Origin of the sequence: Phenylobacterium sp. SCN 70-31 (genome assembly GCF_001724605.1) — a bacterium.
Lineage (GTDB): Bacteria > Pseudomonadota > Alphaproteobacteria > Caulobacterales > Caulobacteraceae > Phenylobacterium.
Genome location: NZ_MEEX01000007.1, coordinates 261529 through 285005, shown reverse-complemented (window position 1 = coordinate 285005; position 23477 = coordinate 261529). Strand labels below are relative to the sequence as shown.

Annotated in this window: 20 protein-coding genes; 12 read left to right on the top strand and 8 right to left on the bottom strand. The window is 69.6% G+C overall.

Annotation, left to right across the window (positions count from 1 at the left end):
• Position 1 precedes the first annotated feature (1 nt).
• Positions 2–3580: a M1 family aminopeptidase gene (locus tag ABS78_RS08000; RefSeq protein ID WP_293376839.1), complete on the top strand. Its 3579-nt coding sequence runs from the start codon at positions 2–4 to the stop codon at positions 3578–3580.
• Between the two features lie 182 nt (positions 3581–3762).
• On the top strand, positions 3763–4524 hold the full coding sequence (gene radC / locus ABS78_RS07995) for a DNA repair protein RadC (RefSeq protein WP_293376838.1): 762 nt from the start codon (positions 3763–3765) through the stop codon (positions 4522–4524).
• Between the two features lie 13 nt (positions 4525–4537).
• Here radC and ABS78_RS07990 read toward each other — a convergent pair whose 3' ends face one another.
• Entirely contained in the window at positions 4538–5686 is a 1149-nt protein-coding gene (locus ABS78_RS07990) for a saccharopine dehydrogenase NADP-binding domain-containing protein (RefSeq protein ID WP_293376836.1), read from the bottom strand.
• Between the two features lie 74 nt (positions 5687–5760).
• Between ABS78_RS07990 and ABS78_RS07985 the strand changes: the two genes are divergently transcribed.
• The 3 genes from ABS78_RS07985 to ABS78_RS07975 all read left to right on the top strand — a co-directional run bounded on the left by ABS78_RS07985 (position 5761) and on the right by ABS78_RS07975 (position 9131).
• Positions 5761–6828, top strand: a complete 1068-nt coding sequence (locus ABS78_RS07985; RefSeq protein WP_293376834.1) for a beta-N-acetylglucosaminidase domain-containing protein — start codon at positions 5761–5763, stop codon at positions 6826–6828.
• Positions 6828–7787: an aspartyl protease family protein gene (locus tag ABS78_RS07980; protein ID WP_293376832.1), complete on the top strand. Its 960-nt coding sequence runs from the start codon at positions 6828–6830 to the stop codon at positions 7785–7787. Before ABS78_RS07985 ends, ABS78_RS07980 begins: the two co-directional genes overlap by 1 nt.
• A 120-nt stretch (positions 7788–7907) precedes the next feature.
• Positions 7908–9131, top strand: a complete 1224-nt coding sequence (locus ABS78_RS07975) for an MFS transporter (protein WP_293376830.1) — start codon at positions 7908–7910, stop codon at positions 9129–9131.
• 14 nt (positions 9132–9145) lie between these two features.
• On the opposite strand, the gene ABS78_RS07970 is transcribed toward ABS78_RS07975, so the two are convergent.
• Positions 9146–11503, bottom strand: a complete 2358-nt coding sequence (locus ABS78_RS07970; RefSeq protein ID WP_293376828.1) for a heavy metal translocating P-type ATPase — start codon at positions 11501–11503, stop codon at positions 9146–9148.
• Positions 11504–11620: 117 nt separating this feature from the next.
• Between ABS78_RS07970 and ABS78_RS07965 the strand changes: the two genes are divergently transcribed.
• From ABS78_RS07965 to ABS78_RS07955, 3 genes are read left to right on the top strand one after another with little or no spacing between them, the layout of a single operon-like run.
• The gene (locus ABS78_RS07965; RefSeq protein ID WP_293376826.1) at positions 11621–11896 is read left to right on the top strand and encodes a metal-sensitive transcriptional regulator; all 276 of its coding nucleotides are present in this window, start codon (positions 11621–11623) and stop codon (positions 11894–11896) included.
• Positions 11893–13662: a copper resistance system multicopper oxidase gene (locus tag ABS78_RS07960; RefSeq protein ID WP_293376824.1), complete on the top strand. Its 1770-nt coding sequence runs from the start codon at positions 11893–11895 to the stop codon at positions 13660–13662. Before ABS78_RS07965 ends, ABS78_RS07960 begins: the two co-directional genes overlap by 4 nt.
• A complete protein-coding gene (locus ABS78_RS07955; RefSeq protein ID WP_293376822.1) occupies positions 13659–14657 on the top strand; it encodes a copper resistance protein B in 999 nt (332 codons plus the stop codon). Before ABS78_RS07960 ends, ABS78_RS07955 begins: the two co-directional genes overlap by 4 nt.
• Positions 14658–14680: 23 nt before the next feature.
• On the opposite strand, the gene ABS78_RS07950 is transcribed toward ABS78_RS07955, so the two are convergent.
• From ABS78_RS07950 to ABS78_RS07935, 4 genes are all read right to left on the bottom strand, one after another.
• Positions 14681–15442 carry a DUF3618 domain-containing protein gene (locus tag ABS78_RS07950; protein ID WP_293376821.1) on the bottom strand — a complete coding sequence of 254 codons (762 nt, stop codon included), beginning with the start codon at positions 15440–15442 and terminating at the stop codon, positions 14681–14683.
• Positions 15439–15849 carry a phage holin family protein gene (locus ABS78_RS07945; protein ID WP_293376819.1) on the bottom strand — a complete coding sequence of 137 codons (411 nt, stop codon included), beginning with the start codon at positions 15847–15849 and terminating at the stop codon, positions 15439–15441. Before ABS78_RS07945 ends, ABS78_RS07950 begins: the two co-directional genes overlap by 4 nt.
• A complete protein-coding gene (locus ABS78_RS07940; RefSeq protein ID WP_293376817.1) occupies positions 15850–16503 on the bottom strand; it encodes a hypothetical protein in 654 nt (217 codons plus the stop codon).
• Positions 16504–16687: 184 nt separating this feature from the next.
• Entirely contained in the window at positions 16688–16948 is a 261-nt protein-coding gene (locus ABS78_RS07935) for a hypothetical protein (protein ID WP_293376815.1), read from the bottom strand.
• Positions 16949–17202: 254 nt separating this feature from the next.
• On the opposite strand from ABS78_RS07935, the gene ABS78_RS07930 reads away from it, so the two are divergent.
• The gene (locus ABS78_RS07930) at positions 17203–17577 is read left to right on the top strand and encodes a hypothetical protein (RefSeq protein WP_293376813.1); all 375 of its coding nucleotides are present in this window, start codon (positions 17203–17205) and stop codon (positions 17575–17577) included.
• Between the two features lie 107 nt (positions 17578–17684).
• Positions 17685–19142, top strand: a complete 1458-nt coding sequence (locus ABS78_RS07925; RefSeq protein WP_293376811.1) for an HWE histidine kinase domain-containing protein — start codon at positions 17685–17687, stop codon at positions 19140–19142.
• On the opposite strand, the gene ABS78_RS07920 is transcribed toward ABS78_RS07925, so the two are convergent.
• Positions 19135–19752: a PEPxxWA-CTERM sorting domain-containing protein gene (locus ABS78_RS07920; RefSeq protein ID WP_293376809.1), complete on the bottom strand. Its 618-nt coding sequence runs from the start codon at positions 19750–19752 to the stop codon at positions 19135–19137. The genes ABS78_RS07925 and ABS78_RS07920 overlap by 8 nt on opposite strands.
• 224 nt (positions 19753–19976) lie before the next feature.
• On the opposite strand from ABS78_RS07920, the gene ABS78_RS07915 reads away from it, so the two are divergent.
• Positions 19977–21113: a helix-turn-helix transcriptional regulator gene (locus tag ABS78_RS07915; protein WP_293376807.1), complete on the top strand. Its 1137-nt coding sequence runs from the start codon at positions 19977–19979 to the stop codon at positions 21111–21113.
• A gap of 484 nt (positions 21114–21597) precedes the next feature.
• Positions 21598–22086 carry a response regulator gene (locus tag ABS78_RS07910; RefSeq protein ID WP_363082877.1) on the top strand — a complete coding sequence of 163 codons (489 nt, stop codon included), beginning with the start codon at positions 21598–21600 and terminating at the stop codon, positions 22084–22086.
• On the opposite strand, the gene ABS78_RS07905 is transcribed toward ABS78_RS07910, so the two are convergent.
• Positions 22087–23415: a dicarboxylate/amino acid:cation symporter gene (locus ABS78_RS07905; protein WP_293376803.1), complete on the bottom strand. Its 1329-nt coding sequence runs from the start codon at positions 23413–23415 to the stop codon at positions 22087–22089.
• Between the last annotated feature and the right edge of the window lie 62 nt (positions 23416–23477).

Genomic DNA, 23477 nt, shown 5'->3' with positions numbered 1-23477 from the left:
CGTGTTCGGCAAGGTCGCCGCGTTCGAGCTGCGCTACCAACTTCGCCAGCCGATCTTCTGGATCACCGGCGCCGTCTTCTTCCTGCTGGTCTTCGCCGCCATTGCGGTGGACGTCGTTCAGATCGGCTCGGGCGGCAACGTCCACAAGAACGCGCCGCGGGCCATCGGCGAGATCATGCTCATCATGACCGTCTTCTTCATGTTCGCCTCTACGGCGTTCGTGGCGAACGTGGTCGTGCGCGACGACGAGACGGGATTCGGGCCGATCATCCGCTCCACCCGCATCAGCAGGTTCGACTATCTCTACGGCCGCTTCACCGGCGCCTTCGCTGCAGTGGCGCTCGCCTTCCTGTTCGTCCCGCTGGCGATCGCCGTGGGCTCGGTCATGCCCTGGGTCGATCCCGAGACGATGGGCCCCAACCGGCTGAGCTACTACCTCGTCCCCTACATCTGGCTGGCGCTGCCGGGCCTGTTCCTGGTCTCGGCGATCTTCTTCGCCCTGGCCACGGCGACGCGCTCGATGATGGCGACCTATCTGGGCGTCGCGGCCTTTCTCGTCCTCTATCTCGTCGCCAACGCCCTCCTGGGCGACGCGGAACGGCTTCAGTTCGCCGCCTATGTGGAACCCTTCGGGCTCGCGGCCTGGGAGCTTTCCACGCGCTATTTCACGGCCGCCGAGGCCAACAGCCGCCTGCCGCCGCTCGAAGGCCCGCTGCTCTGGAACCGCCTGATCTGGACACCGGTCGCGCTGGCGATCCTGGCGGTCGCCTACTTCGCCTACGGCTTCGCGCCGAAGGGCCGCCGCGGCAAGGCCAAGGGCGCCGACGCAGCAATCACGCCGCCGCCCACGCCGCGCCCTCTGGCCCGTCCCCGCGCCGACGCAGCCGCCGCCTGGGCGCAACTGGCCCAGCGCACGCGCTTCGAGATGGCCCAGGTCTTCAAGAGCCCGGCCTTCCTGGTGCTGATCCTGCTCGGCCTGTTCAATTCGGTCGGAGGCCTGATCCTGGGCGCCGAGTTGCAGGGCGCGGCCCTCTACCCCGTCACCCGCTGGGTGATCACCACGCTCCAGGGCGCCTTCCCCCTCGTGGTGATCGTGATCGCCATCTACTACGCCGGCGAACTCGTCTGGCGCGACCGCGACCGCAAGACCCACGAGATCATCGACGCCACCCCGGCGCCCGACTGGACCTTCATCGTCCCCAAGACCCTGGCTCTGGCCCTGGTGCTGCTGGCCACCCTGCTGGTCAGCGCCCTTGCCGGCGTTCTGGTCCAGCTCTCCAAGGGCTACCTCGACATCCAGCCCGAAAAATACCTGTTCTGGTATCTTCTTCCGACCACGGTGGACTGGGTCCTGGTGGCCGTGCTCGCCATCTTCTTCCAGGCGATCTCACCCCACAAGTTCGTGGGCTGGGGCCTGATGGCGCTCTATCTCATCGCCACCCAGACCCTGTTCCAGATGGGGTTCGAGCACCGGCTCTACCTGTATGGCGCGACACCGCCAGAGCCGCTGTCCGACATGAACGGCCAGGGCGACTACGCCGGCTTCGCGGCCTGGTTCCGGGCCTACTGGACGGCCTTCGCCGCGATCCTGCTGGTGCTGGCCTACGGCCTGTGGCGTCGCGGGACCGAGGTCCGCCTGGCGCCCCGGCTCAGGCGTCTGCCCCGCCGGCTGGTGAGCCCGGCGGGCGTGATCGGCGGCGTGGCGCTGGGCGCCTTCGCCGGCCTGGGCGCCTACATCTATACGAACACCAACGTCTGGAACGCGTACCGCACCACCCAGGACCAGGAGCGTTGGCTGGCCGACTACGAGAAGCAGTTCCTGCCGTTCGAGACGCTGGTCCAGCCGTCGGTGACCGACGTCTTCCTCGAGGTCGACCTCCACCCCCGCGCGCCGCGCGTCCAGGTCCAGGGGGTCTATCAGATCGTCAACGACCAGAGCGTCCCGATCCGCGACCTTCACGTGCGGCTGGATCGCGACACCAAGGCGCTCCAGATGACCGTCAACGGCGCGACGTCGGTCCGTACGTTCGACCGCTTCAACTACCGCATCTTCACCTTCGACCGCCCGCTCATGCCCGGCGAGCGCACCGCGCTGTCGTTCGAGACGGTGATGAGCCAGCGTGGGTTCAAGAACAGCGGCAACACCACCCGCATCGTCGACAACGGGACCTTCGTGAACAACTTCGAGTTCGGTCCCGTGGTGGGGATGGACCGGAGCCGGCTCCTCCAGGACCGCACCAAGCGCCGCAAGTACGGCCTGCCGGCCGAGCTGCGGCCGCCGAAGCTCGAGGATCTGGGCGCCCGCGCGCGCAACTACTTGGCCAACGCCGACTGGGTGAACGCCGACATCCGCATCACGACCGACGCCGACCAGACCCCCGTGGCGCCAGGTTACCGCATCTCGGACACCACCCGCGACGGGCGCCGGACGATCCGCTACCGGACCGACGCGCCGGTGCTCAACTTCTTCTCCGTCCAGTCGGCCCGCTACGCCATCGCGGTCGAGAACCACAACGGGGTCGAGCTGGCGATCTACTACGATCCCCAGCATCCCTGGAACGTCCAGCGGATGATCGCCGCGCTGAAGACCGGGCTGGACTACTTCCAGGCCAACTTCAGCCCCTATCAGTTCCGCCAGGCGCGCATTCTGGAATTCCCGGCCTACGAGACCTTCGCCCAGGCCTTCGCGAACACCATGCCCTATTCCGAAGCCATCGGCTTCGTCACCGACAACACCAAGCCCGACAAGATCGACTACGTCACCTACGTCACGGCCCACGAACTGGCGCACCAGTGGTGGGCGCACCAAGTGATCGGCGCCGACATGCAGGGCGGCACCGTCCTCTCCGAGACGCTGGCGCAATACTCGGCCCTGATCGTGATGGAGAAGACCTACGGCCCCGACGCCATCCGCAAGTTCCTGAAGTACGAACTGGACAGCTACCTGCGCAGCCGCAGCGGCGAACTGGTCGAGGAGCTGCCCCTGGCCCGCGTCGAGAACCAGCCCTACATCCACTACCGCAAGGGCTCGCTGGTCATGTACCTGCTGCGCGACCGCATCGGCGAGGACAAGGTCAACGCCGCGCTCCGCCGCCTGATCGCGCAATACGCCTTCAAGGGCGCGCCCTATCCGCGCTCCCAGGACCTGATCGACGCCCTGCGCGCCGAGGCCGGGGCCGATCGTGCGGCCCAGCAGCTCATCACCGATCTTTTCGAGAAGATCACCCTCTACGACCTCAAGACCAAGACCGCGGCTGTCCGTCAGCGGGCGGACGGCAGATGGGACGTCGTACTGACCCTGGAGGTCGGCAAGGCCTACGCCGACGGTCAGGGCGCCGAGACGCCCGCGCCGGTGGGCCAGGGTGAACTGTTCGACGTGGGCGTGTTCGACGCCGAACCCGGGAAGCCCGGCTTCAAGGCCGCCAACGTGCTGGCGTTCCGCCGGGTCCCGCTGGAGGCCGGCGTCCAGAGCCTGACCCTCACCGTCGACAAGGCGCCGACGTTCGCGGGGATCGACCCCTACAACAAGCAGATCGACCGCAATTCCGACGACAACGCGATCCGGGTGAGCGGCGGTTGAGACCACGCGCCTCGACGGCGGCTCAACCCGGCGCGACGATCAGCATCAGCACCGTGACGATCGCCACGCCGAAGACGCCCAGCAAGGTTCCGACCCGCATACCCCACCTCCATGGTGAAGCTGCCAGACGCAGGCCCGCTCGCCCTCCCCCGTTTGGGGGCCTTGCAAGATTCGAACAATTCATGAACATTGACATCATGCCGCCGCCGCACACCGCCGTGGAAGACGCCGCGCCCCAGCCCGACCTGTGGCGGGCGGCGTCGCAGCCCGCCCCGCCGCACCATCTCGGCCACCGCGACCGGCTGCGCGAACGGGCGGGCGCCGGCGGGCTCGCCGCACTGCCCGACTACGAGGTGCTGGAGCTGATTCTGTTCCGGTCCATCCGCCGCGGCGACATGAAGCCCCTGGCCAAACAGCTCCTGGCCCGCTTCGGCTCGTTGGGCGCGGTCCTGGGCGCCACGGCCGAGGACCTGCGCACCGTGAAGGGCGTCGGCCCCGAGGTCGCGCTCGACCTCAAGCTGCTGCACGAAGCCGGGCTGCGCACGGCCCGGGAACAGGTGAAGCGCCGGCCGGTGATCTCCTCCTGGACCGCGCTGCTGGCCTACGTGAAGACCGCCCTGGCGCATGAGCCGCGCGAGCAGTTCCGCGTGCTGTTCCTCGACAAGAAGAACCAGCTCATCGCCGACGAGACCATGAACCACGGCACGGTCGACCATGCGCCCGTCTACCCGCGCGAAGTGGTGCGCCGGGCGCTGGAGCTGTCGGCCAGCAACCTGATCCTGGTGCATAACCACCCGTCGGGCGATCCGACGCCGTCCCCCGCCGACGTGGATATGACGCGTCAGATCGTCGACGCCGCGCGGCCGCTGAGGATCACCATCCACGACCACCTCGTCGCCGGCCGCGACGGCGTGGCCAGCTTCAAGGCGCTGGGCCTGATGTGAAGGCGGGAAGGGCCTACTCCACCTCGAAGCTGAGGCCCGCGTTGGCCGTCAATCGGTCCACCAGCCGCCCCTGAAGCGCGGCCGCCGGCGTCCAGATCCCGCCCGGCACGTCGGGCGCCCGGACGAGCGCGATGGCCGCCTCGGCCAGCATCTTGGAGGTGGAGCCGTAGCCGGGGTCCTTGTCGCCCTTCACCGAGACGCGCACCTGCCGGCCGTCGGCGGCGATCCCGATGAACAGCACGTCGTAGAAACCCGCCTCGCGCTCTTCCTTCGTCGGCCCCTCGCCCGGCTTCGGCCCACCGCCCGGCAGGCTGCCCAGGTCGGTGAACGCCGGCGCGCCGGGGCCGCCCACCGCCATCTCGTCGTAGACGAAGTCCTGGCCCCAGGGATGGCCCATCAGCAGGTTTGAACGATGGACGTTCTTGACGTTGATCATCGCCATCATGAACGGCGCCACCGGCCCGACGTCGGGGTCGTCGCCGGGCGCATTGCCGGGCGGCTGGGGCGGCCCCTCGAAGCCCGGCGTCAGGCCGAAGGGGCTCATGATGACGGCGAGCTGCGCCGGGTCCTTCTGGATCGCCGCCATGGTGGCCGCGCCGCTGGCCGCCGTGCCGCCCGACAGGCCGCCGTTGATGGCGCGCACCCGACCCTTCACCCGCGGGACCGGCCCGCCCAGCCTGGCCTTCGCCGTCTCCTGGCAGAACCAGACGCCGGCCTCGAACGGGATCGAAACGAAGCCGCAGGAATGGAGAATGCGCGCGCCCGCCTTCTGCGCCTCGGCATGGTGGGCGTCGATCATCCGCCGCATCCAGTTCGGCTCGCCCGACAGGTCCAGATAGTCGGTCCCCGCCGCTGCGCACGCCGCGACGAGGTCGGAGCCATAGAGCTGATAGGGCCCCACCGTGGTGATGATCGCCCTGGCCCGCGCCACCATGGCCTTCAGATCTGCCGGATCGGCCGCATCGGCCACGACCAGCGGCGTCTCGGCCAGCGCTCCGATTTCGTCCCGCACCGCCGCCAGCTTCGACGCCGAACGACCGGCCATCGCCCATTTGACCTCGCCGCCCACGCCGTAGCGTCGCGCCAGATGCTCGGCCACGAGACGGCCGGTGTAGCCGGTGGCGCCATAGACGATGATGTCGAACTCGGCGTTGGGGTTCATGGGGTTCCTCCCGTTGTGGCTGGGACCTTACGAATTTACGGCGTTATCGCAACCGCTCGGGTATGCAGAACGGCATGACACCGGAACTGGGCATCATCGAGGGCTTCTTCGGCCGACCCTACGCCTGGGACGAGCGAACGGACATGGTCCGCGCCCTGGGCCCCGCCGGCTACGGCTTCTACCTCTACGCGCCCAAGGCCGACGGCCATCTGCGCCGCCGCTGGCGCGAGCCCTACCCCGACGCCGAGATGGCGGCGCTGGCGGATTTCGCCCAGGTCTGTCGGGACGAAGGCGTCCGCTTCGGCGTGGGCCTCAGCCCCTACGAACTGTTCCTCGACTTCGACGGCCCCTCCCGCGAGGCCCTGTCGGTCAAGCTGGCGCAACTGGAGAGCCTGGGGCTCGACGACCTTGGCGTCTTCTTCGACGACATGAAGGGCGACCTGCCCGACCTCGCCCGGCGCCAGGTGGATATCGTGGACTGGATCGCCGGGCGCACCGCCGCCGAGCGGCTGATCGTCTGCCCCAGTTACTATACCGACGACCCGGTGCTGGACCGCGTGTTCGGCCAGCGGCCCGAGGGCTATCTGGAGGATCTGGGCGCGGGGCTGGATCCCGCCATCCACCTGATGTGGACGGGCGAGGAGGTGTGCGCCAAGGAATTCTCTCCCGGCCATCTCGCGCGCGTGGCCGATCAGATGCGACGCAAGCCGTTCCTGTGGGACAACTATCCGGTCAATGACGGCCCGCGGATGAGCCGTCACCTGCATCTCCGCGCCTTCACCGGGCGCCCCGCGGCCATGGGCGCCGAGATCGCCGCGCACGGGATCAACACGGCGTCCCAGGCGGTGCTCTCGCGCATCCCGGCCCTGACCCTGGCCGAGAGCTATGCGAACGGCCCCGGCTACGAGTACCTGGCAGCGTTCCGGCGCGCCGCGCAAACGGTGCTGGGCGCCGACCTCGCCGACGCGGTGGAGCGCGCGCTGCTGCTCCTGGAGGACACCGGGCTGGACGGGCTGGACGCGGAACGCGTCGGCCGCCTGCGCGCGCGCTTCGGCGCCTTCGACCATCCCGCCGCGCGCGAGATCCTGGCCTGGCTGGACGGCGCCTTCGCCATCGGCGCCGAGGAGCTTCAGACGCAATAGTGACCTCGCGCCGCGCGTTCCTGTCCCGCGCACTGCTGGTCGCCGCAGCCGGCGGCGGGCTGTTCCTGGTCCGCGACCGGCTGCCCTGGCCGCCACAGGAGGTGCGGTTCGCCAACGGCCGCGCCACCCCCTGGCTGCCGGTGCGCGACGGCTCGGGCCTGATCGAGATCGAGGCCGTGATCCGGGGACGCGCGCTCTCGGCCGTCATCGACTCCGGCGCGGAGTTCACCGCCATCGACCGTCAGACCGCCGAGGCGCTGGGCCTGCCGCGTCCGGTCGCCGCGCCGCTGATCGTCTATGGCGTGAGCGGCGGCCCCACGATGGCCCACACCGTCCGTCTGGACCTGGAACTGCCGGGCCTCACCGCGCCCGGCCTGCGGGCCGCGGCCCTGGACCTGGCTCAGGTGGCGCAACTGGCCGGGCGCGAATTCCGCCTGCTGATCGGACGCGATCTCCTGCGCCGGGTGGTGCTGGAGGCCGACCTGCCGGCCCGGCGGACGCGGCTGGTGGCCCCCGAGGCGTTCCGGGTCCCGTACGACGCCCACAGCCTGCCGGTCACCTGGCGGCGCGGCGCGCCCCTGGCGTCCGTCCGGATCGGCGACGCCGGATCGGTGGAGGCGCTGATCGACACCGGATCTTCGAACGTGCTGGCGGTGTCGGAAGACGCAGCGCTCCGCCTGGGGCTTCTCCGCGCCGACGCCCAGGTGCGCGAGGGCCGCTCGGTCAGCCTCGGCGGTCTCGGCCTCAACCGGGTGGTCACGGTCGCCCGGATCGGCGTCGGGCCGCTGGCGTTGCGCGACGTGGACGTGTTCATCTTCCGGCCGGGGGCCGGCGCGCCAGCGCCCGACGGGTTGCTGGGCGCGGGCCTGTTCCGCCGCCACCGGATGGCGCTGGATCTTCCCGGCGACCGTCTGCACCTCTCGCCGCCCGGCGTGATCCTGGCTCCCACGCCTGGGTAGGAACCCTGCGCACGCCGCCCGTCACGCGCGGAGAAGGCGACGGCCACGACCCCAGCCGGAGACCCTTCACGGGGGCTTTTGGACCTCGCGAGGGCGGACGGAGCCCTGTATGCCGACAGGGTGAGCGAGCCCTCAACCACAACTCCAGGCGCCAGTCCGTCGCCGGCCGCGGTGCCGGTGCTGCTGTTGCTCGTCTTCCTGAGCCTCGTGGGCTGGGGCGTGGTGATCCCCCTGCTCCCCTTCTTCGCAACCGCGTTCCAGGCCGAGGCCTGGCAGGTGACCCTGATGTTCTCGGCCTATTCCGCCGGCCAGTTCATGGGCGAACTCTACTGGGGCCGGCTGTCCGACCGGATCGGGCGCAAGCCCGTGCTGCTGATCACGGTCGTGGCGTCGGGCCTGGGCTATCTGGCGTTGGCGTTCTCGCCGGCGATCTGGGTGGCGATCGCCGTCCGGCTGGCGTCCGGCTTCTTCGCCGGCAACATCTCGGTGATCCAGGGCTACATCGTCGATGTCACCCCGCCCGATAAGCTGGCGGGACGCCTGGGCCTGATCGGATCGGTGTTCGGTGTGGGCTTCGTCGTCGGACCAGCCATCGGGGGGATGATGGCGGACCCGAGCCAGGGCGCCGCGGGATTCCGGCCTCCCCTTATCCTCGCGTCAGCCCTCTGTGCGCTCGCGGTCGCAGGGCTCCTCGGCTTCGTGCGGGAAAGCCGCACGGGCGGGCGCGACACAGCCCGGGGACGCAATCCCCTGGCTGCGCTGGGGGAGGCCCTCCGTCACCCCATCCTGGCCCGCGCGTTCGGGGTCACCGCCCTGGGCTTCTTCGCATCGTCCGCCATGTGGTCGGTGCTGGGCCTCTGGGCCCTGGCGAGATTCGGGTGGGGCCCGCGCGACATGGGCCTCGTCATGGCCGCCACGGGCGTCGCGTCCGCCAGCGCACAGGGCCTGCTGTCGGGCATCGCCGTACGTCGCCTGGGCCTTGGTCCGACCATCGTGACCGGGCTGGTCTCGGCCTCGCTCTGCCTGTTCGTCATGGCGGCCGCGCCCTGGGGCTGGATGGCCGTGCTGTTCCTGACCGCCTCGGTCGTCGGCCATGCCGTCTGGCAGCCGGCGGCGACCACCATCGTCTCCCGAGCCACCGCCCTGGACCGTCAGGGCGCCATGCTTGGCGCGGCCGGCGCCGCGGGGGCCTTGTCGCGGGTCGCCGGACCGGTGGCGGGCGGGATCCTGTTTTCGGCCATAGGCCCCTGGGCGCCGATCGCTTTCGCCGGGCTCTTCATGCTGCCCGCCGCCTGGCTGGGATGGCGGGCGGTGGAAGCCCTGCGGCGCGAAGCCGGCGGCTGACCACCCCGGATCGGCTACAGACGCAACACCCGGAGCCTCAGCGCATTGCCCACGACGCTGACCGAAGAGAGCGCCATGGCGGCGGCGGCCACGGCGGGCGACAGCAGCAGGCCGAACACCGGGTACAGAACGCCCGCCGCCAGCGGCACGCCCGCGGCGTTGTAGACGAAGGCGAAGGTCAGGTTCTGGCGGATGTTGCGCATGGTCGCGCGCGACAGCGTGCGGGCCTTCAAGAGGCCTTGGAGATCGCCGTTCAACAGGGTGACGCCCGCACTTTCGATGGCCACGTCGGCGCCCGCCCCCATGGCCACGCCCACCTCGGCGGCGGCCAGAGCCGGGGCGTCGTTGACGCCATCGCCCGCCATGCCCACCCGCCGGCCCTCGGCGCGCAGGCGCTGGACCACCGCGGCCTTGTCCTGGGGCAGTACGTCGGCCTCGACCTCGTCGATCCCCAGGCGGCGGGCGACGGCCTCGGCCGTGGCCCGGTTGTCGCCCGTCATCATCACCACGCGCACGCCATCGGCGCGCAGAGCCCGGAGCGCCGCTTCCGTCGTCGCCTTCACCGGATCGGAGATGGCCAGCGCCGCGGCGGGTCGACCGTCGAGCGCCATGAGCACGACCGTAGCGCCCTCGCGCCGAAGCGTGTCGGCCCAGGAGGCCAGGGCGGAGTCGAGAACCGTCGCCTCCACGCCGCGCTCGACCAAGAAGCGCCGCGACCCGAGAAGCACCGTCCGGCCCTCCACCCGGCCTTGGACGCCCCTGCCGACCGGGGAATCGAAGGCCTCCGGCTCGGCCAGCACCACACCCCGCTCGGACGCCGCGCGCAGGACGGCCGTGGCGATGGGGTGCTCGCTGCCCCGCTCCAGACTGGCGGCCAGACGCAGGGCCTCGGCCGGCTCCAGGCCGTTCACGGCGCGGATGTCGGACAGGACCGGCCGCCCCTCGGTCAGGGTGCCGGTCTTGTCGACCACGAGCGTGTCGAGCGCGCCGAAGCGCTCCAGCGCCTCGGCGTCGCGGATCAGCACGCCGGCCTGGGCGCCACGACCCACGCCCACCATCACCGAGATCGGCGTCGCCAGGCCCAGGGCGCAGGGACAGGCGATGATCATCACCGACACGGCCGCCACCAGGGCGTAAGCCAGCCTCGGGTCGGGTCCCAGGACGGCCCAGGCGGCGAAGGCGGCGACGGCGATCAGCAGCACCACCGGCACGAACCAGCCCGCGACCCGGTCGGCCAGTCGCTGAATCGGCGCGCGGCTGCGCTGCGCCTGGGCCACCATCTGGACGATCTGCGACAGCAGGGTCTCGGCGCCCACCTTCTCGGCGCGCATGATGAACGAGCCGGTCGTGTTCAGCGCGCCCCCGACCACCTTGTCGCCCGGCCCCTTGTCCACCGGCATGGATTCACCCGTGACCATCGACTCGTCGATCGCCACCCGGCCGTCCAGGATCACGCCGTCGACGGGAACCTTCTCGCCGGGACGGACCCGGAGGCGGTCCCCCACGCGCACTTCGTCGAGGGTCGTCTCCTCGTCGCCGCCGTCGTCGCGGACACGCCGGGCCGTCCGCGGCGCGAGGTCCATCAGGGCGCGGATCGCCCCCGAGGTCTGTTCGCGCGCCCGCAGCTCCAGGATCTGGCCCAGGAGAACCAGGACGGTGATCACCGCCGCCGCCTCGAAATAGACCGCCACCGCCCCGTCGTGCTGCCGGAAGTCGGCCGGGAAGACCTGCGGCGCCAGCGTCGCCACGACGCTGTACAGCCACGCGACCCCTACCCCCATGCCGATCAGGGTGAACATGTTGAGATTGCGCGTGACGAGCGACCGCCAGCCTCGCTCCAGGAACGGCCATCCGGCCCAGAGCACCACCGGGGTCGCCAGCGCGAGCTGGACCCAGTTCGACGTCGCAGGGGCCAGAAGATGCAGGCCCAGCAGATGGCCGCCCATTTCCAGAATGAAGACCGGGAGCGTCAGGGCGAGGCCGATCCAGAATCGACGGGTGAAATCCACCAGTTCGGGATTGGGGCCGGCGTCGGCCGTCGCCACTTCGGTCTCCAGCGCCATGCCGCAGATCGGACAGCTTCCCGGGCCGACCTGGCGCACTTCGGGATGCATGGGACAGGTGTAGATTGCGCCGGGCCGGGCTTCCGCCCCCGTCGGCGCGGGCGGGCCGTCGGCGTAACGGGCCGGGTCCGCTTCGAACTTCGCTCGACAGCCGGCGCTGCAGAAGAAGACATCCCGTCCCTCGTGACGGGTCCGGTGCGGCGTCGTGGCCGGATCGACCGTCATGCCGCAGACCGGATCGAGGACCTTCCCACCACCGCAGCACGCGCCGTCGCCCGCCTCGGCCTGATGATGATCCGGATGCGACATGAGGCCTCCTGGGCGCACCGATCGAGCCCGCGCCTTCGAGTCCCAAATATACCCCCCATGGGCATGTTGCAATTACCCTATGGGGGTATATGTTCCGATGCCACATGGGAGGCGCCGTTGAAGCGTGAGAACAAGCCCCGCCTGCTCAACAGGCTGAACCGTATCGAGGGCCAGGTCCGGGGCGTCGTCCGCATGGTCGAGGACGACCGCTACTGCATCGACGTGCTGACCCAGATCCAGGCGGTGCGCGCCGCCCTGGCCAAGGTCGAGACGGAAATGCTGCGCGACCACCTGGGCCACTGCGTCGAGGGCGCCATCGTCTCGGGCGACAAGGACGAGCAGCGCCGCAAGGCCGCCGAGCTGATCCAGCTCCTGGAGCGCACGGCCCGATGAGCGCCTCCGACGGGCGACCGGATCGCCGCCGCATGCTGACCGGCGCGGCCGCCCTGGCCGCGGCCGGCCTCCTTCCCGCGTGGGCCCGCAGCCAGACCCCGGGGCTCGCGTCCGGCCACGGGTCAGGCCACGGGCCGCAACACACTCCGACGTCCCCGCCGGAGCTCGCCTCGGGCGGGACGCTTTCCGGCGAGCGGATCGAGCTTTCCATCGGCCATGTGCCGATCCGCATCGGCGGGCGCACCGGCCACGGAATCGGGGTCAACGGGACCATCCCCGCCCCCCTCATCCGTCTGCGCGAGGGGCAGACCGTCCAACTCGCCGTACACAACGGCCTGTCGGACGAGGACACCTCGATCCACTGGCACGGCCTGCTCGTGCCGTTCCACATGGACGGCGTGCCAGGCGTCAGCTTCCCGGGGATCCGGCCGGGCGAGACCTTCGTCTACGAGTTTCCGATCCGGCACGCCGGCACCTACTGGTACCACTCCCACTCGGGTCTTCAGGAGCTGCTGGGGCACTATGGGCCGCTGGTCATCGACCCGGCGAGCCCCGAACCCGCGCCCTACGACCGCGAGCATGTGCTGGTGCTCTCGGACTACAGCTTCATGCACCCGCACCGGATGATGATGAAGCTCAAGCAGAAGGCGGGCTACTTCAACCGGCGCAAGCAGACGGTGGCGGGGCTGCTGGCCGGCAAGGACCAGCGGATGGCCGACCGCGTCGCCTGGGCCGGGATGCGGATGGATCCCACCGACATCTCCGACGTCACCGGGGCCAGCTACACCTTCCTCGTGAACGGCCACGGCCCGCAAGAGAACTGGACCGGACTGTTCCAGCCGGGTGAGCGGGTGCGGCTGCGCATCATCAACGCCGCGGCCATGACTATCTTCAACATCCGCATCCCCGGCCTGGCCATGAGCGTCGTCCAGGCCGACGGTCTGGACGTGCGGCCGGTGGAGGTGGACGAACTCCAGATCGCCAACGCCGAGACCTACGACGTCACCGTCACCCCCAGGGAAGACCGGGCCTACACGTTCGTGGCCGAGGCGATCGACCGCTCGGGGATGGCGCGCGCCACCCTGGCGCCCCGGCCCGGCATGACCGCCGAGGTCCCGCCCCTCCGCGACCGCCCCCTGCTGGGCATGAAGGACATGGGCATGTCCGGTCATGCTGGCCACGGGGGCGGTCATGGCGCCGATCACAGCATGTCGATGCTCGATCCCAACAACGCGCCGCAGGTGAAGACAGGGCCGGGCGTGCAGATGATCTCGCCCATGCCCGTCGACCGGACGGGCGAGCGTGGCACGGGCCTGGCCGACGTTCCGGGGCGGGTGCTGGTCTACACCGACCTGGTCGCGCTGGAGCCCAATCCGGATACACGACCGCCGTCGCGGACCCTGGAGTTGCACCTGACCGGCAACATGGAGCGGTTCATGTGGGCGTTCGACGGCGAGGCGTTCCACGAGGTCACGCGGCCGATCCCCTTCCGCCGCGACGAGCGTGTGCGCGTCACGCTGGTCAACGACAGCATGATGAACCACCCCATCCATCTGCACGGCCACTTCATGGAACTGGTGAACGGCCATGCCGGCCGCCATCCCCGCAAGCACACGATCAACGTCCAGCCGGGCGGAAAGGCGAGCTTCGACCTGACCGCGGACGCGCCGGGCGACTGGGCGTTCCACTGTCACATGCTGCTGCACATGCACGCCGGCATGTTCAAGGTCGTGACGGTTCGTCCGCTGGACGGAGAGCCGTCGTGAGGCGCCTGTCGCTCGTGATCGCCGGCCTGGCCGCGCCAGCCCTTGTGCAATCCGCGTTCGCATCCCCGGCGCTCGCTCAGCCTGCGGACCCGCACGCCCACCACCGACCCGCGCCGCAGACGCCCGCAGCGACGGCGCCTCCCGCGGTCGATCCGCACGCGCATCACCAGCCGGCGGCGCCAGGGGCGGTCGCCGATCCTCACGCCGCCCACGGGCCCGCCGCGCCCGACCCGCACGCCGGCCACGGCGCCCCCGCGGCGTCTCAGGGAACGCCGCCCCCCGTCCCGGCCGACCATGCCGCCGACCGCATCTTTCCTGCCGACCGGATGGCGGCGGCGCGGGAGCTTCTTCGGCATGAACATGGCGGCATGCGCTGGACCACCGTCAGGGTGGAGACGGCCGAATTGCGCCCAACGTCCGGCGCCGACGGCTATGCCTGGGAGGGCGAGGTGTCCTGGGGCGGCGACGTCGATCGGCTCGTCGTCAAGACCGAGGGCGAAGGCGACGCGGGCCATCTCGAAAGCGCCGAGGTCCACGCCCTGTGGCGGCGCGCCATCGGCCCCTACTTCAACCTGCAGACCGGCGTCCGCCAGGACGTCCGGCCCCGACCGCAGCGGACCTACGCCGCGGTGGGGATCGAAGGCGTCGCGCCCTACTGGTTCGAGGTGAGCGCAACGGCTTTCCTCTCGAACAAGGGCAACGTCTCCGCGCGAATCGAGGCCGCCTACGACCTGCGGCTGACACAGAAGCTCATCCTGGAGCCTCTCGCCGAAGCCAGTCTGGCCGCCAGCTCGGACCGGTCGATGGGCCTGGGCTCGGGTCTCTCCGAGATCGAAGCCGGGCTCCGCCTACGCTACGACATCCAGCCGGAACTCTCGCCTTACGTGGGCGTCCATTGGGCGCGGAAGTTCGGCCGGACCGCCGACTTCGCCCGGGCCGCCGGCGAACATGTGCAAGACACCCGCGCTGTTGTGGGCCTGAAGGCCTGGTTCTGACCGCCCGAGAGTCTGCGAGACGTTCAGGGCGCGTCGCCCGTCGCGCCCGCCTGGCGGCGCAGTTCGTCCTTCACCTGGGCATATGTGCGTTCGGCCACGTGACGGACGCCGTCCAGCGACTCCTTGGCCCGTTCGGCGGCCTTGGCGCGGGCGGGGCCGATATAGCGCCGCTCGGCCTCGGTGGCGGGTAGCGAGGCGCCGATCGCCGCACCCACGGCCACGCCGATGGCGCCGATGACCAATGGCTCATGATCGAGCGTTTCGTCGAAACGGGTCTTCGCCGCCCGGCCGTACGCGTCCGCCTTGGCCTGTGCGGCGTGGACGTAGTCGGCCGCCTTGTGGCGCGCCGCAGAGACCCCCTCTTCCGCCTGAGACTGGGCATCGGCCAGACGGGCCTTGGCCTTCTCCGCCGCCTTCGACAGCTTCGCCTTCGCCATTTCGGCTCCCGCCTTCGCCCGCGCCGCGACGCCGTCGTCCTCGCCGACGTCATAGCCCTCGTGGGTGGCGTAGCGCACATCGAGCCCGTCCGCGCGACGCGCCCGACGCCCGCTCTCGAGCGCGAGCCAGGCCACGCCCAGTCCGATCAGCGCGATCGGAATCGGGTTCTCACGCAGGTGGTCCGCCGCCGTGCTCAACATCTTCTCTCCGGTCTGGCCCATCATCGTCGTCGCCTCGTCCAACAGGTCCCTGGGTTGCATCTTCTCCTTGAGCGCCTCGGCGGTCTGGCTCAGCCGCCCGCGGGCGTCTTCCACCTCGCGCTCGAGTTCGGCGGATGTGCGGGTCATGGCTGCGAATCCTTCCTGAGCCCGGACGTCATCAGGCCGGCGGTCTTCCCGAACTGTCGCGCGCTGCGATCGGGCGACAGGTTACGGGGCGAGATCGCCCGCATCCCCGACCGCACCAGGAGATAGCCGACGGCTGCAACACCGAGCCCCACGGACAGGGCGGCCCAGATGGGATCCATCACCTTCGACAGCGCCAACACCAGCGCCTGCAGCAGGATCAGGAGCGCGGCGACCAGAAGCAGCCCGCCCGCGGCGATGTCGGTCACGGCCCGACCGGCGCTCCGCACCTTCTCGGCAACCTCGGTTCTGATCAGTTGGGCCTCCTTCCGCAGCAGGCCCGAAACGTCGTCGATGAGCTGGGTGAAGAGATCCACGATACCCGCGCGCGGCGGTTGACCCCCGTCCATCTAGCGGCTCCCGGATGAAGATGCCGCCGGGTCCGCGGTGGACACCGAGCCCGCCGCAGACTCAGGGGCGGGTTCAGGGATCGGCCCGGATGCCGCCACATCCGCCGGCGCGGCGAGATCGGCCTCGCTCGAAGGAACCAGCGTAGGATCGCAGGGGCTTTCGGCCAGATGCATGGGTTCGACCGTGATTTCGTCGTCGTCCACAAAACGCCGTGTTTCGCCACGGCGCTCAGACGCCCGGGCGAAGCGACCCACGGCCAATCCCACCAGAACGGCGCCGCCTATGAACGCCATCGGATTGCGGCGGCCGAAGTCGCGCACCGCATTCAACAGGTCGCCGGGATCCTTATCGGCCAGCGAACGCGAGAAGGTCTCCAGGCCGTCGGCCGCCTTCATGACCAGCCGCGAGGCCGGGCTGTGGTCGGATTGGCCCAGATCGTCGCCCGCGCGGCGCACGGCGTTGGCGAAGTCACCCAGAGTCCGGCCCGCCGCGCGGGTCCCGCGGTGGGCCTCGGTGCGCATCCGATCCTGCGCCGCGTTGGCGAAGCTCCTGGCCTCGTGCTTCAGCGTGGCGCCCGCCTGATCGATCAGGTCACGGGCCTCCCCGCCGCGTGAGGCGCCGGGTTGATGGGTCGTGGTTCCGAAGTCGCTCATCTTCCTCTCCGCGTCCGGGTTGGACGCGCAGCGCGAGCGGCAGACCCTCACGCCGGCGTCCGGACTTAAACGCCGAAGAGCGCGGAAGGTCGCGTCGGGCCGACGAGGAATCTCGATTTTTTCGGGAGTTGCGTCGGGCGCCCGACACCCACGGAGACGCCTTGAAGCCTCCGGATCGCCGCCGCTAACGCCGTCGACGGTTGAACATGGCCGCGCCGATGGCGAGGCCGATCGCCAACCCCAGGGCGCCCATCGCCAGGGCCTCCCGGTCCATCGCCGCCTGAAGGCTGCGGCGGGCCGAGCGCGAGATTCGACGGACCCGGCTCAGCGGATTTTCGTCGTAGCCTTCATAGATCTCGTAGTGGCCGGCCAGGCGTTCCGGCTTCACGTGCCGGCCCCAGGCGTCGTCGCCGAGCTTGCGGGTGGTGTCGTCGAACAGTCCCATCGGTCGCATCCTATCCCCTTGGACCCGCCCGCGTCTCTCCTGGCGTGTCGGCTCCATCACCGGTCCCTTTGATGGCGATCACAAGGCGCCGGCCAACCGACACTCTACAGCAGATTTATGATGCGTCTCTTTACCGCTCCAGTCTTCGGGCGGGGGATTTTTCAGGGACACCCCCGCCACGACCGGCTGACAGGGGCGTTCAGGCGCGGTTCATGGGCCCTCGCGCCAACTCACCGGACAGTGAGGAGATCTGCATGCGCAAAGTCATGACCTCGGCCCTGGCCGCCGTCGTCGCCGCGGGCGCCGTGCTGGCGACCGCAGGCCCCGCAAACGCCGACCGCCGCTATCATCACCGCCACCACGATCGCGGAAACGACGAGGTGGCCGCCGCGATCATCGGCGGCGTCGCCGGCCTCGCCCTCGGCGCGGCCCTGGCCGGCAACGGACGCAGGGATCGCGGTTACGACTACAACGGCTATGCCTACGACCCTCGCTACGATCGCTATTCGGGCGGCTACTACCGCGGCTACGATCGGGCGCCGCGCTACAGGACGTGCGTGGTCCGCGACCGCGTGTACGATCCGTATATCGGCCGCCGCGTGACGGTTGAGCGTCGCTACGCGTGCTGAGTCGCAGGCCGGCGCGGGTCGCGCAGGCGACCCCGGCGGTCGTCCCGCTCGCCAGCGTCTGAGCCCCGGGTTATGCATCCGGCGCATCTTATGCGGCGCAGGAGCGGATGAAGCCTTCCGATACGTCGGGCCTCGAAGCCGAGAACGCTCGCCTTAGGGCGCGCGTGGCGGAGCTCGAAGCGGCGATGGGCCGGCCGCCGGCGGATCGCAGCAGCCTCTATCGCCTGACCGACGCTGCGCCATGGGGCGTTCTGGTGACCGATCTGGAGGGACGAATCCAATATGCGAACCCGGCGCTGAAGCGCTGGCTGCATATGGCCGGCCCCGCGACCGGCGCTCACTTCGAGACCGCCCTTCACCGACCGCTGGCGACGCAGTTGCTGCCGGCCCTGGCCGAGGCCCGGGCCGGTCATCAGACGTTCCTGGAGGCCAAGGTCGCCGACGTTGCGGGCGACCTCCGCCACGTGCGGCTCCAGGTGACGCCGCGAGCCGCCGGCGCGATGGGGATCACGGGCTTCGTCGTCACCGTCTACGACGTCACGGAATGGACGCGCGCCCTCGAGGCCGTGCAGGAGAAGGAGGCGTGGTTCGACCGGGTGAACGCGGTCGCGCCCAGCGCCTATCATGTCTTCGACTTCGTCACGGGCCGGGCGTTCTGGGTCTCGGGGCGGATCGACGCCGTCTACGACATCTCCCCCGAAGACATGATGGCCCTACGCCCGGCTGAGGTCCGCGACCTCATCCACCCCGACGACCGCCACCGGATCGACACCCACATGAAGGCGCTGGGCGCGCTGCCCGACGGCACGGTGGCGGAATTCGAGATCCGGGCGCGGCGCCGGGACGGGACCTATCGCTGGCTCCTGGTCCGGGCTGTCGCGTTCGAGCGCGACGCCGGCGGACGGATCGTCAAGGCGCTGAGTTCCGCCAGCGACATCGACGAACGCCGGCGCGCGGACGAACGTCAGGCCCTGCTGATCAACGAACTGAACCATCGCGTGAAGAACACTCTGGCCGCGGTCCAGTCCATCGCCCGGCAGAGCCTGCGCCGCGATCGCGACCCGCAGGAGATGGGCGAGATCTTCACCGCCCGACTGATCTCTCTTTCGGCCGCCCACAACGTGCTGACGCGCGAGAGCTGGGAGGGGGCCGGCCTGCGCGAGATCATCGAGGTGGCGATGGCGCCCTTCGATGCGTCACGGATCGCCGTGAAGGGGCCGGATGTCCGGCTGGGCGCACGCGCGGCGCTCGCCATGGCGATGGCCCTCCACGAACTGGCCACCAACGCCGCGAAGTACGGAGCCCTGTCCAACGAAGCCGGCCATGTGTCCCTGACATGGCGCGCCCGTCGCGAGACGGGCCAGGCTCTCCTGGAGCTGGAATGGCGCGAGACGGGCGGACCCGTCGTCACGCCCCCGACCCGGCAGGGATTCGGGTCACGCCTGCTGACCCAGGGGGTGCGCGGCGACCTGAACGGCGTGGCCGACCTCAGCTTCGAGCCCGGTGGCCTCGTCTGCCGGATCACGGCGCCGCTGGAGGCGACGCCGCCGCTCCATCTCAGCTGACGGCCGGGATGCGTCGGCGCGACCGGATCGCCGACCCGGCCGCGCCGAAGCCCAGGATCATCATCGCCCATATCGAGGGTTCGGGAACGCCGCCGGCCGCCGGCGGCGCGTCGAAGGTCGCCACGCCCGGCGCGGTGACGCGCGAGTCGAGTTGACCCGACGCCAGCAGAACATTCCGTGCATCATATATGGCGTAGTTGAAGAAGTTCCGCGGCGCGCCGCCGTCCATAACCCCATAGACCTTCAGGCTGGCGAGATCGGCAGCGTGCGCGAAGGTGATGGTCAGCGTCTCGCCCGCACCATGTGTGGCCGAATGATATACGTACGCTCCGACGTAGCCCCCGGGGATCACACCGTCGATCGCGCCGGGCGGAAAGCCGCCATAGCCCGTGCTGATCGCCGTGGCGACGCCGCCGTTGGCGGCGGCCGCGACGTTGACCAGCGTTCCCCACTCGTAGGCCTCGACTTCGGCGATCTGCAGCCAGTCTGGGATCGCGCTCGAGATCTCCACGCGGGTTGCATTCACCACCGAGACCGCCAGCGCCGGGGCCGCGGTGAACACGGCTGCCGCGCCGGCCAGGGCGCCCAGGAATTTTTGAGAGGTCTTCATCGGATAGCTCCAGCGAACGTTTTCGCCGAAACCATCCCCCAGCCCCCCATCCGCCGCATCTTCCATTCGGATGACACCTGAAGGGCGACCGCCGACCGCCCCTTCGCGCCCCAGGGGAAATCGCATCATCCAAATGGATGATGCTGGATGATCCGCGTTCGGCGAGATTAGGATTCCGCGGGCGCGCGCGGCCGGCGTGACGGCCGCACAGGAACGGATCGGACGTGAGCCTCGACCCCGAAGAAGCGCTGATCCAGGACATCTACGCCACCGCCTGCGATCCCACCCTGTGGGTCCACGTGATGGAGCGCCTGTCGGACGCCGTCGGCGGCCTGCGCGGATGCCTCACTCGCATCGACATGACCAGCGGCGCGGGCGTCGACGCCATCCTTTTCCGCTCCGACCCGGTCTGGGTCGACGCCTACGCCCAGCACTTCGGCGACTGCAACGTCTTCAGGTCGGCCGAGGATCCGCCCGCCCGCGGCCGCAACTGGCAGACCACGGTCCTGACGGACGAGGCGTGCCTGACGCGCGAGGCCTATCACGCCTCGGAGTACTACAACGACTTCATGCGCCCTCAGGACGTGGATCGGGCCCTGTTCATCCGCCTCGGCCTCTCGGGTACGGTGGCCAGCACCATAAACATCGGTCGCCGCACCGGAGAGGTCTTCGACGCAGCGGACCTCGAGTTCGCCGCACGCCTCCAGCCGCACATGATCCGCGCCTATGAGATCGGGCGCCGGGTCGCCGCCGGAGTCGACGTGGCGCGCAGCCTCTCGACCCGGCTCGAACACTCCCCCCACGCGCTGTTTCTCGTGGATGGCGACTGTGTCCTGCAATTCGCCAACCTCGCCGCCGAACGCCTGTTGCGGCGCGACTGCGGCCTGACGGTCGTCAACCGCCGGCTGACCCCTCGTCGGCCCGATTCGGCCCGGCGCTTTCAACGTCTGGTCGGCCTCGCGGCCCATCGCGGCGCCGGACGCACCGGGGGAACCATGAGTCTGGAACGGTCTGGGGCCGGATCCGCCATGGCGCTACGGACGGCTCCGCTCCCGCTGGACCAGGGCCCGATCTACCGCGCCTCGGCGCCGGTTCTCGTGAGCGTGACCGATCTGGAGGTCGACGTCGCTGCGCCGACCGCGGAAATGCGCGACCTTTTCGGCCTCACACCGGCCGAAGTGCGGCTGGCGGCGGCCATGTTCGAAGGCCAGACATTGAACGAGGCCGCCCAGGCCTTCGGCGTCAGCGTCAACACCGTCCGCTACCAGCTGGCCCGGATCTTCGACAAGACCGGGGTCTCGCACCAGGCCGAACTGGTGAAACTCATGATGAGATTGAGCGAAGGCGCCATCGGGGACTGAAGCCGCCCACAGTCCTGCCGCAACGGCTTGACACCGAAGTATACAGTAAATACTAAACACGCATAAACTGAATATCGAGACCTCGTCACCCGGACCGACGGACAGCGGCCGCCCCAGCCGTGAAACGTCCGGCCCGCAAACACTCCCTCCCCCCGGACCGTGGGGGTCCGGGTGGCGAGCCCTTGGCCCCGACGGGAGGTCCCATGATGCGCCAACGCTACGCCATCCGCTGGTCTCGCATGCCCGAAACCCTCGCGCTGCTGGCCTCGGCCGCCGCCCTGGTCTGCGTGGCCGCCGGCGTCGTTTGAAACGGCCCCAAAGAATATCTGGGATTTAACTTTCATAAAATACAACCATGACGGCGGATTCAGTCTTCGCTCGGCCGCCGCGACATGACGACTGCCATCGCCCAAGTCGAGCCGACAGAAACCGCCACGGTTAATACGGATTCAGCACGTCCGTCAGTCTTACCTTAAACCGCAAGGTGCAGCTTCCGGGAGCAAGTTGGGCGCGTACTGTCACGCCGCCCCTTCGGAGCCGAACCGTGCGAAACAGCCCGGCGGACGTCGGCAGGCCGCTCAAGGTCCTGCACGTCGACGATGATCCGATGAACCTGCGCGTTGTGCAGGAAATCCTGGGCGCCTTCGGCCACCAGGCGGTGATGGCGTGCTCGGGAGCCGAGGCGCTGGAGCGGCTCTCGGTCGAATCCTTCGACATCATGCTGCTCGACATCCACATGCCCGGCATGACCGGGATCGAGGTGATCGAGCGCCTTCGCGCCCTGCCCGGTCCCGAGGGCAAGACCCCGGTGATCGCGCTGACGGCCGACATCTATTCGCGTCGGCCCGCAGAATATGTGGCTCTGGGTTTCAACGACTTCGTCTCGAAGCCCATCCTGGTGGCGGGCCTGATGGCCAGTATCCGGCGATGCGTGTCGCCGACGTCCGCGGCGGCCCTCAGCCGCGCGAGCTGATCAGTCGGCGTCGGCCTCCACGGGCGGCGCCGCCACAGGCGCGGGCCTTCCAGCCAGCACCTCTGCCAGACGCTCTCGATCGAGTTGGCCTTCCCAGCGCGAGACCACCAGCGTCGCCACCGCATTGCCGATGAAGTTGGTCAACGCCCGGCATTCGCTCATGAACCGGTCCACGCCCAGGATGAGCGCCATGCCGGCCACCGGCACGCTCGGAACGACCTGAAGCGTGGCGGCCAGCGTAATGAACCCCGCGCCCGTGACGCCCGCCGCTCCCTTCGAACTCAGCATCGCCACGGCCAGCAGCAGAAGCTGTTCCTGGAGCGACAGGTCGATTCCCACGGCCTGTGCGATGAACAACGCCGCCAACGTCATGTAGATGTTGGTGCCGTCCAGGTTGAACGAATAGCCGGTCGGCACCACCAGGCCCACCACAGGCTTGGCCGCGCCGGCCCGCTCCATCTTCTCCATCAGCGAGGGCAGCGCCGCCTCGGAAGAACTGGTGCCCAGGACCAGCAGCAACTCCTCCTTGAGGTAGCGGATCAGCTTCAGGATCGAAAAGCCGTTGGCCGCCGCGATCGCCCCCAGCACCACCAGCACGAAGATCAGCGACGTGGCATAGAAGGTCCCGACGAGGGCGGCGAGGCTCAGGATGCTCTCGATGCCATACTTGCCGACCGTGAAGGCGAAGGCCCCGAAAGCGCCCACGGGCGCGGCGCGCATGAAGATCGCCACCAGGCGGAAGAAGGCCTCGCCCACCGAATTCAGGACGTCCAGGGCCGGCTGGCCACGGTCGCCGATCATCGCCAGGGCCAGCCCGAACGGGATCGAGAAGAACAGGACCTGAAGAATGTTGCCGTCCACGAAAGCGCCGGCGACCGTGGACGGGATGATGTCCATCAGAAAGCCCACGATCGTCATGTCGTGGGATTTGCTCGCGTAGCCCGCCACCACGGCCGGATCGAGACTGGCCGGATCGATGTTCATGCCCGCGCCAGGCCGGACCACATTGGCCACCACCAGCCCCACCAGCAGTGCGAAACTGGACACCACGATGAAATATGCGAAGGCCTTGCCCGCCACGCCGCCGACCTTGCTCAGGTCCCGCATGCCGGCGATCCCGGTGACGACGGTCAGGAAGATCACCGGGGCGATGATCATCTTCACCAGCTTGATGAAAGCGTCGCCCAGCGGCTTCAGCGCCTCGCCCGTAGCGGGCCAGACGTGCCCGATCAGGGCGCCCAGGGTGATCGCGACGAGCACCTGGACATAGAGCTGCGTCCACCACGGCCGCCGGCCGACCGGCGCGTCCACCTGCCTGATGCCTGCCAATCGACTCTCCCCTCGCCGCAGCGACCGTATCAACGCCGTGGCTGCGGCTCCACTGCGCCGAC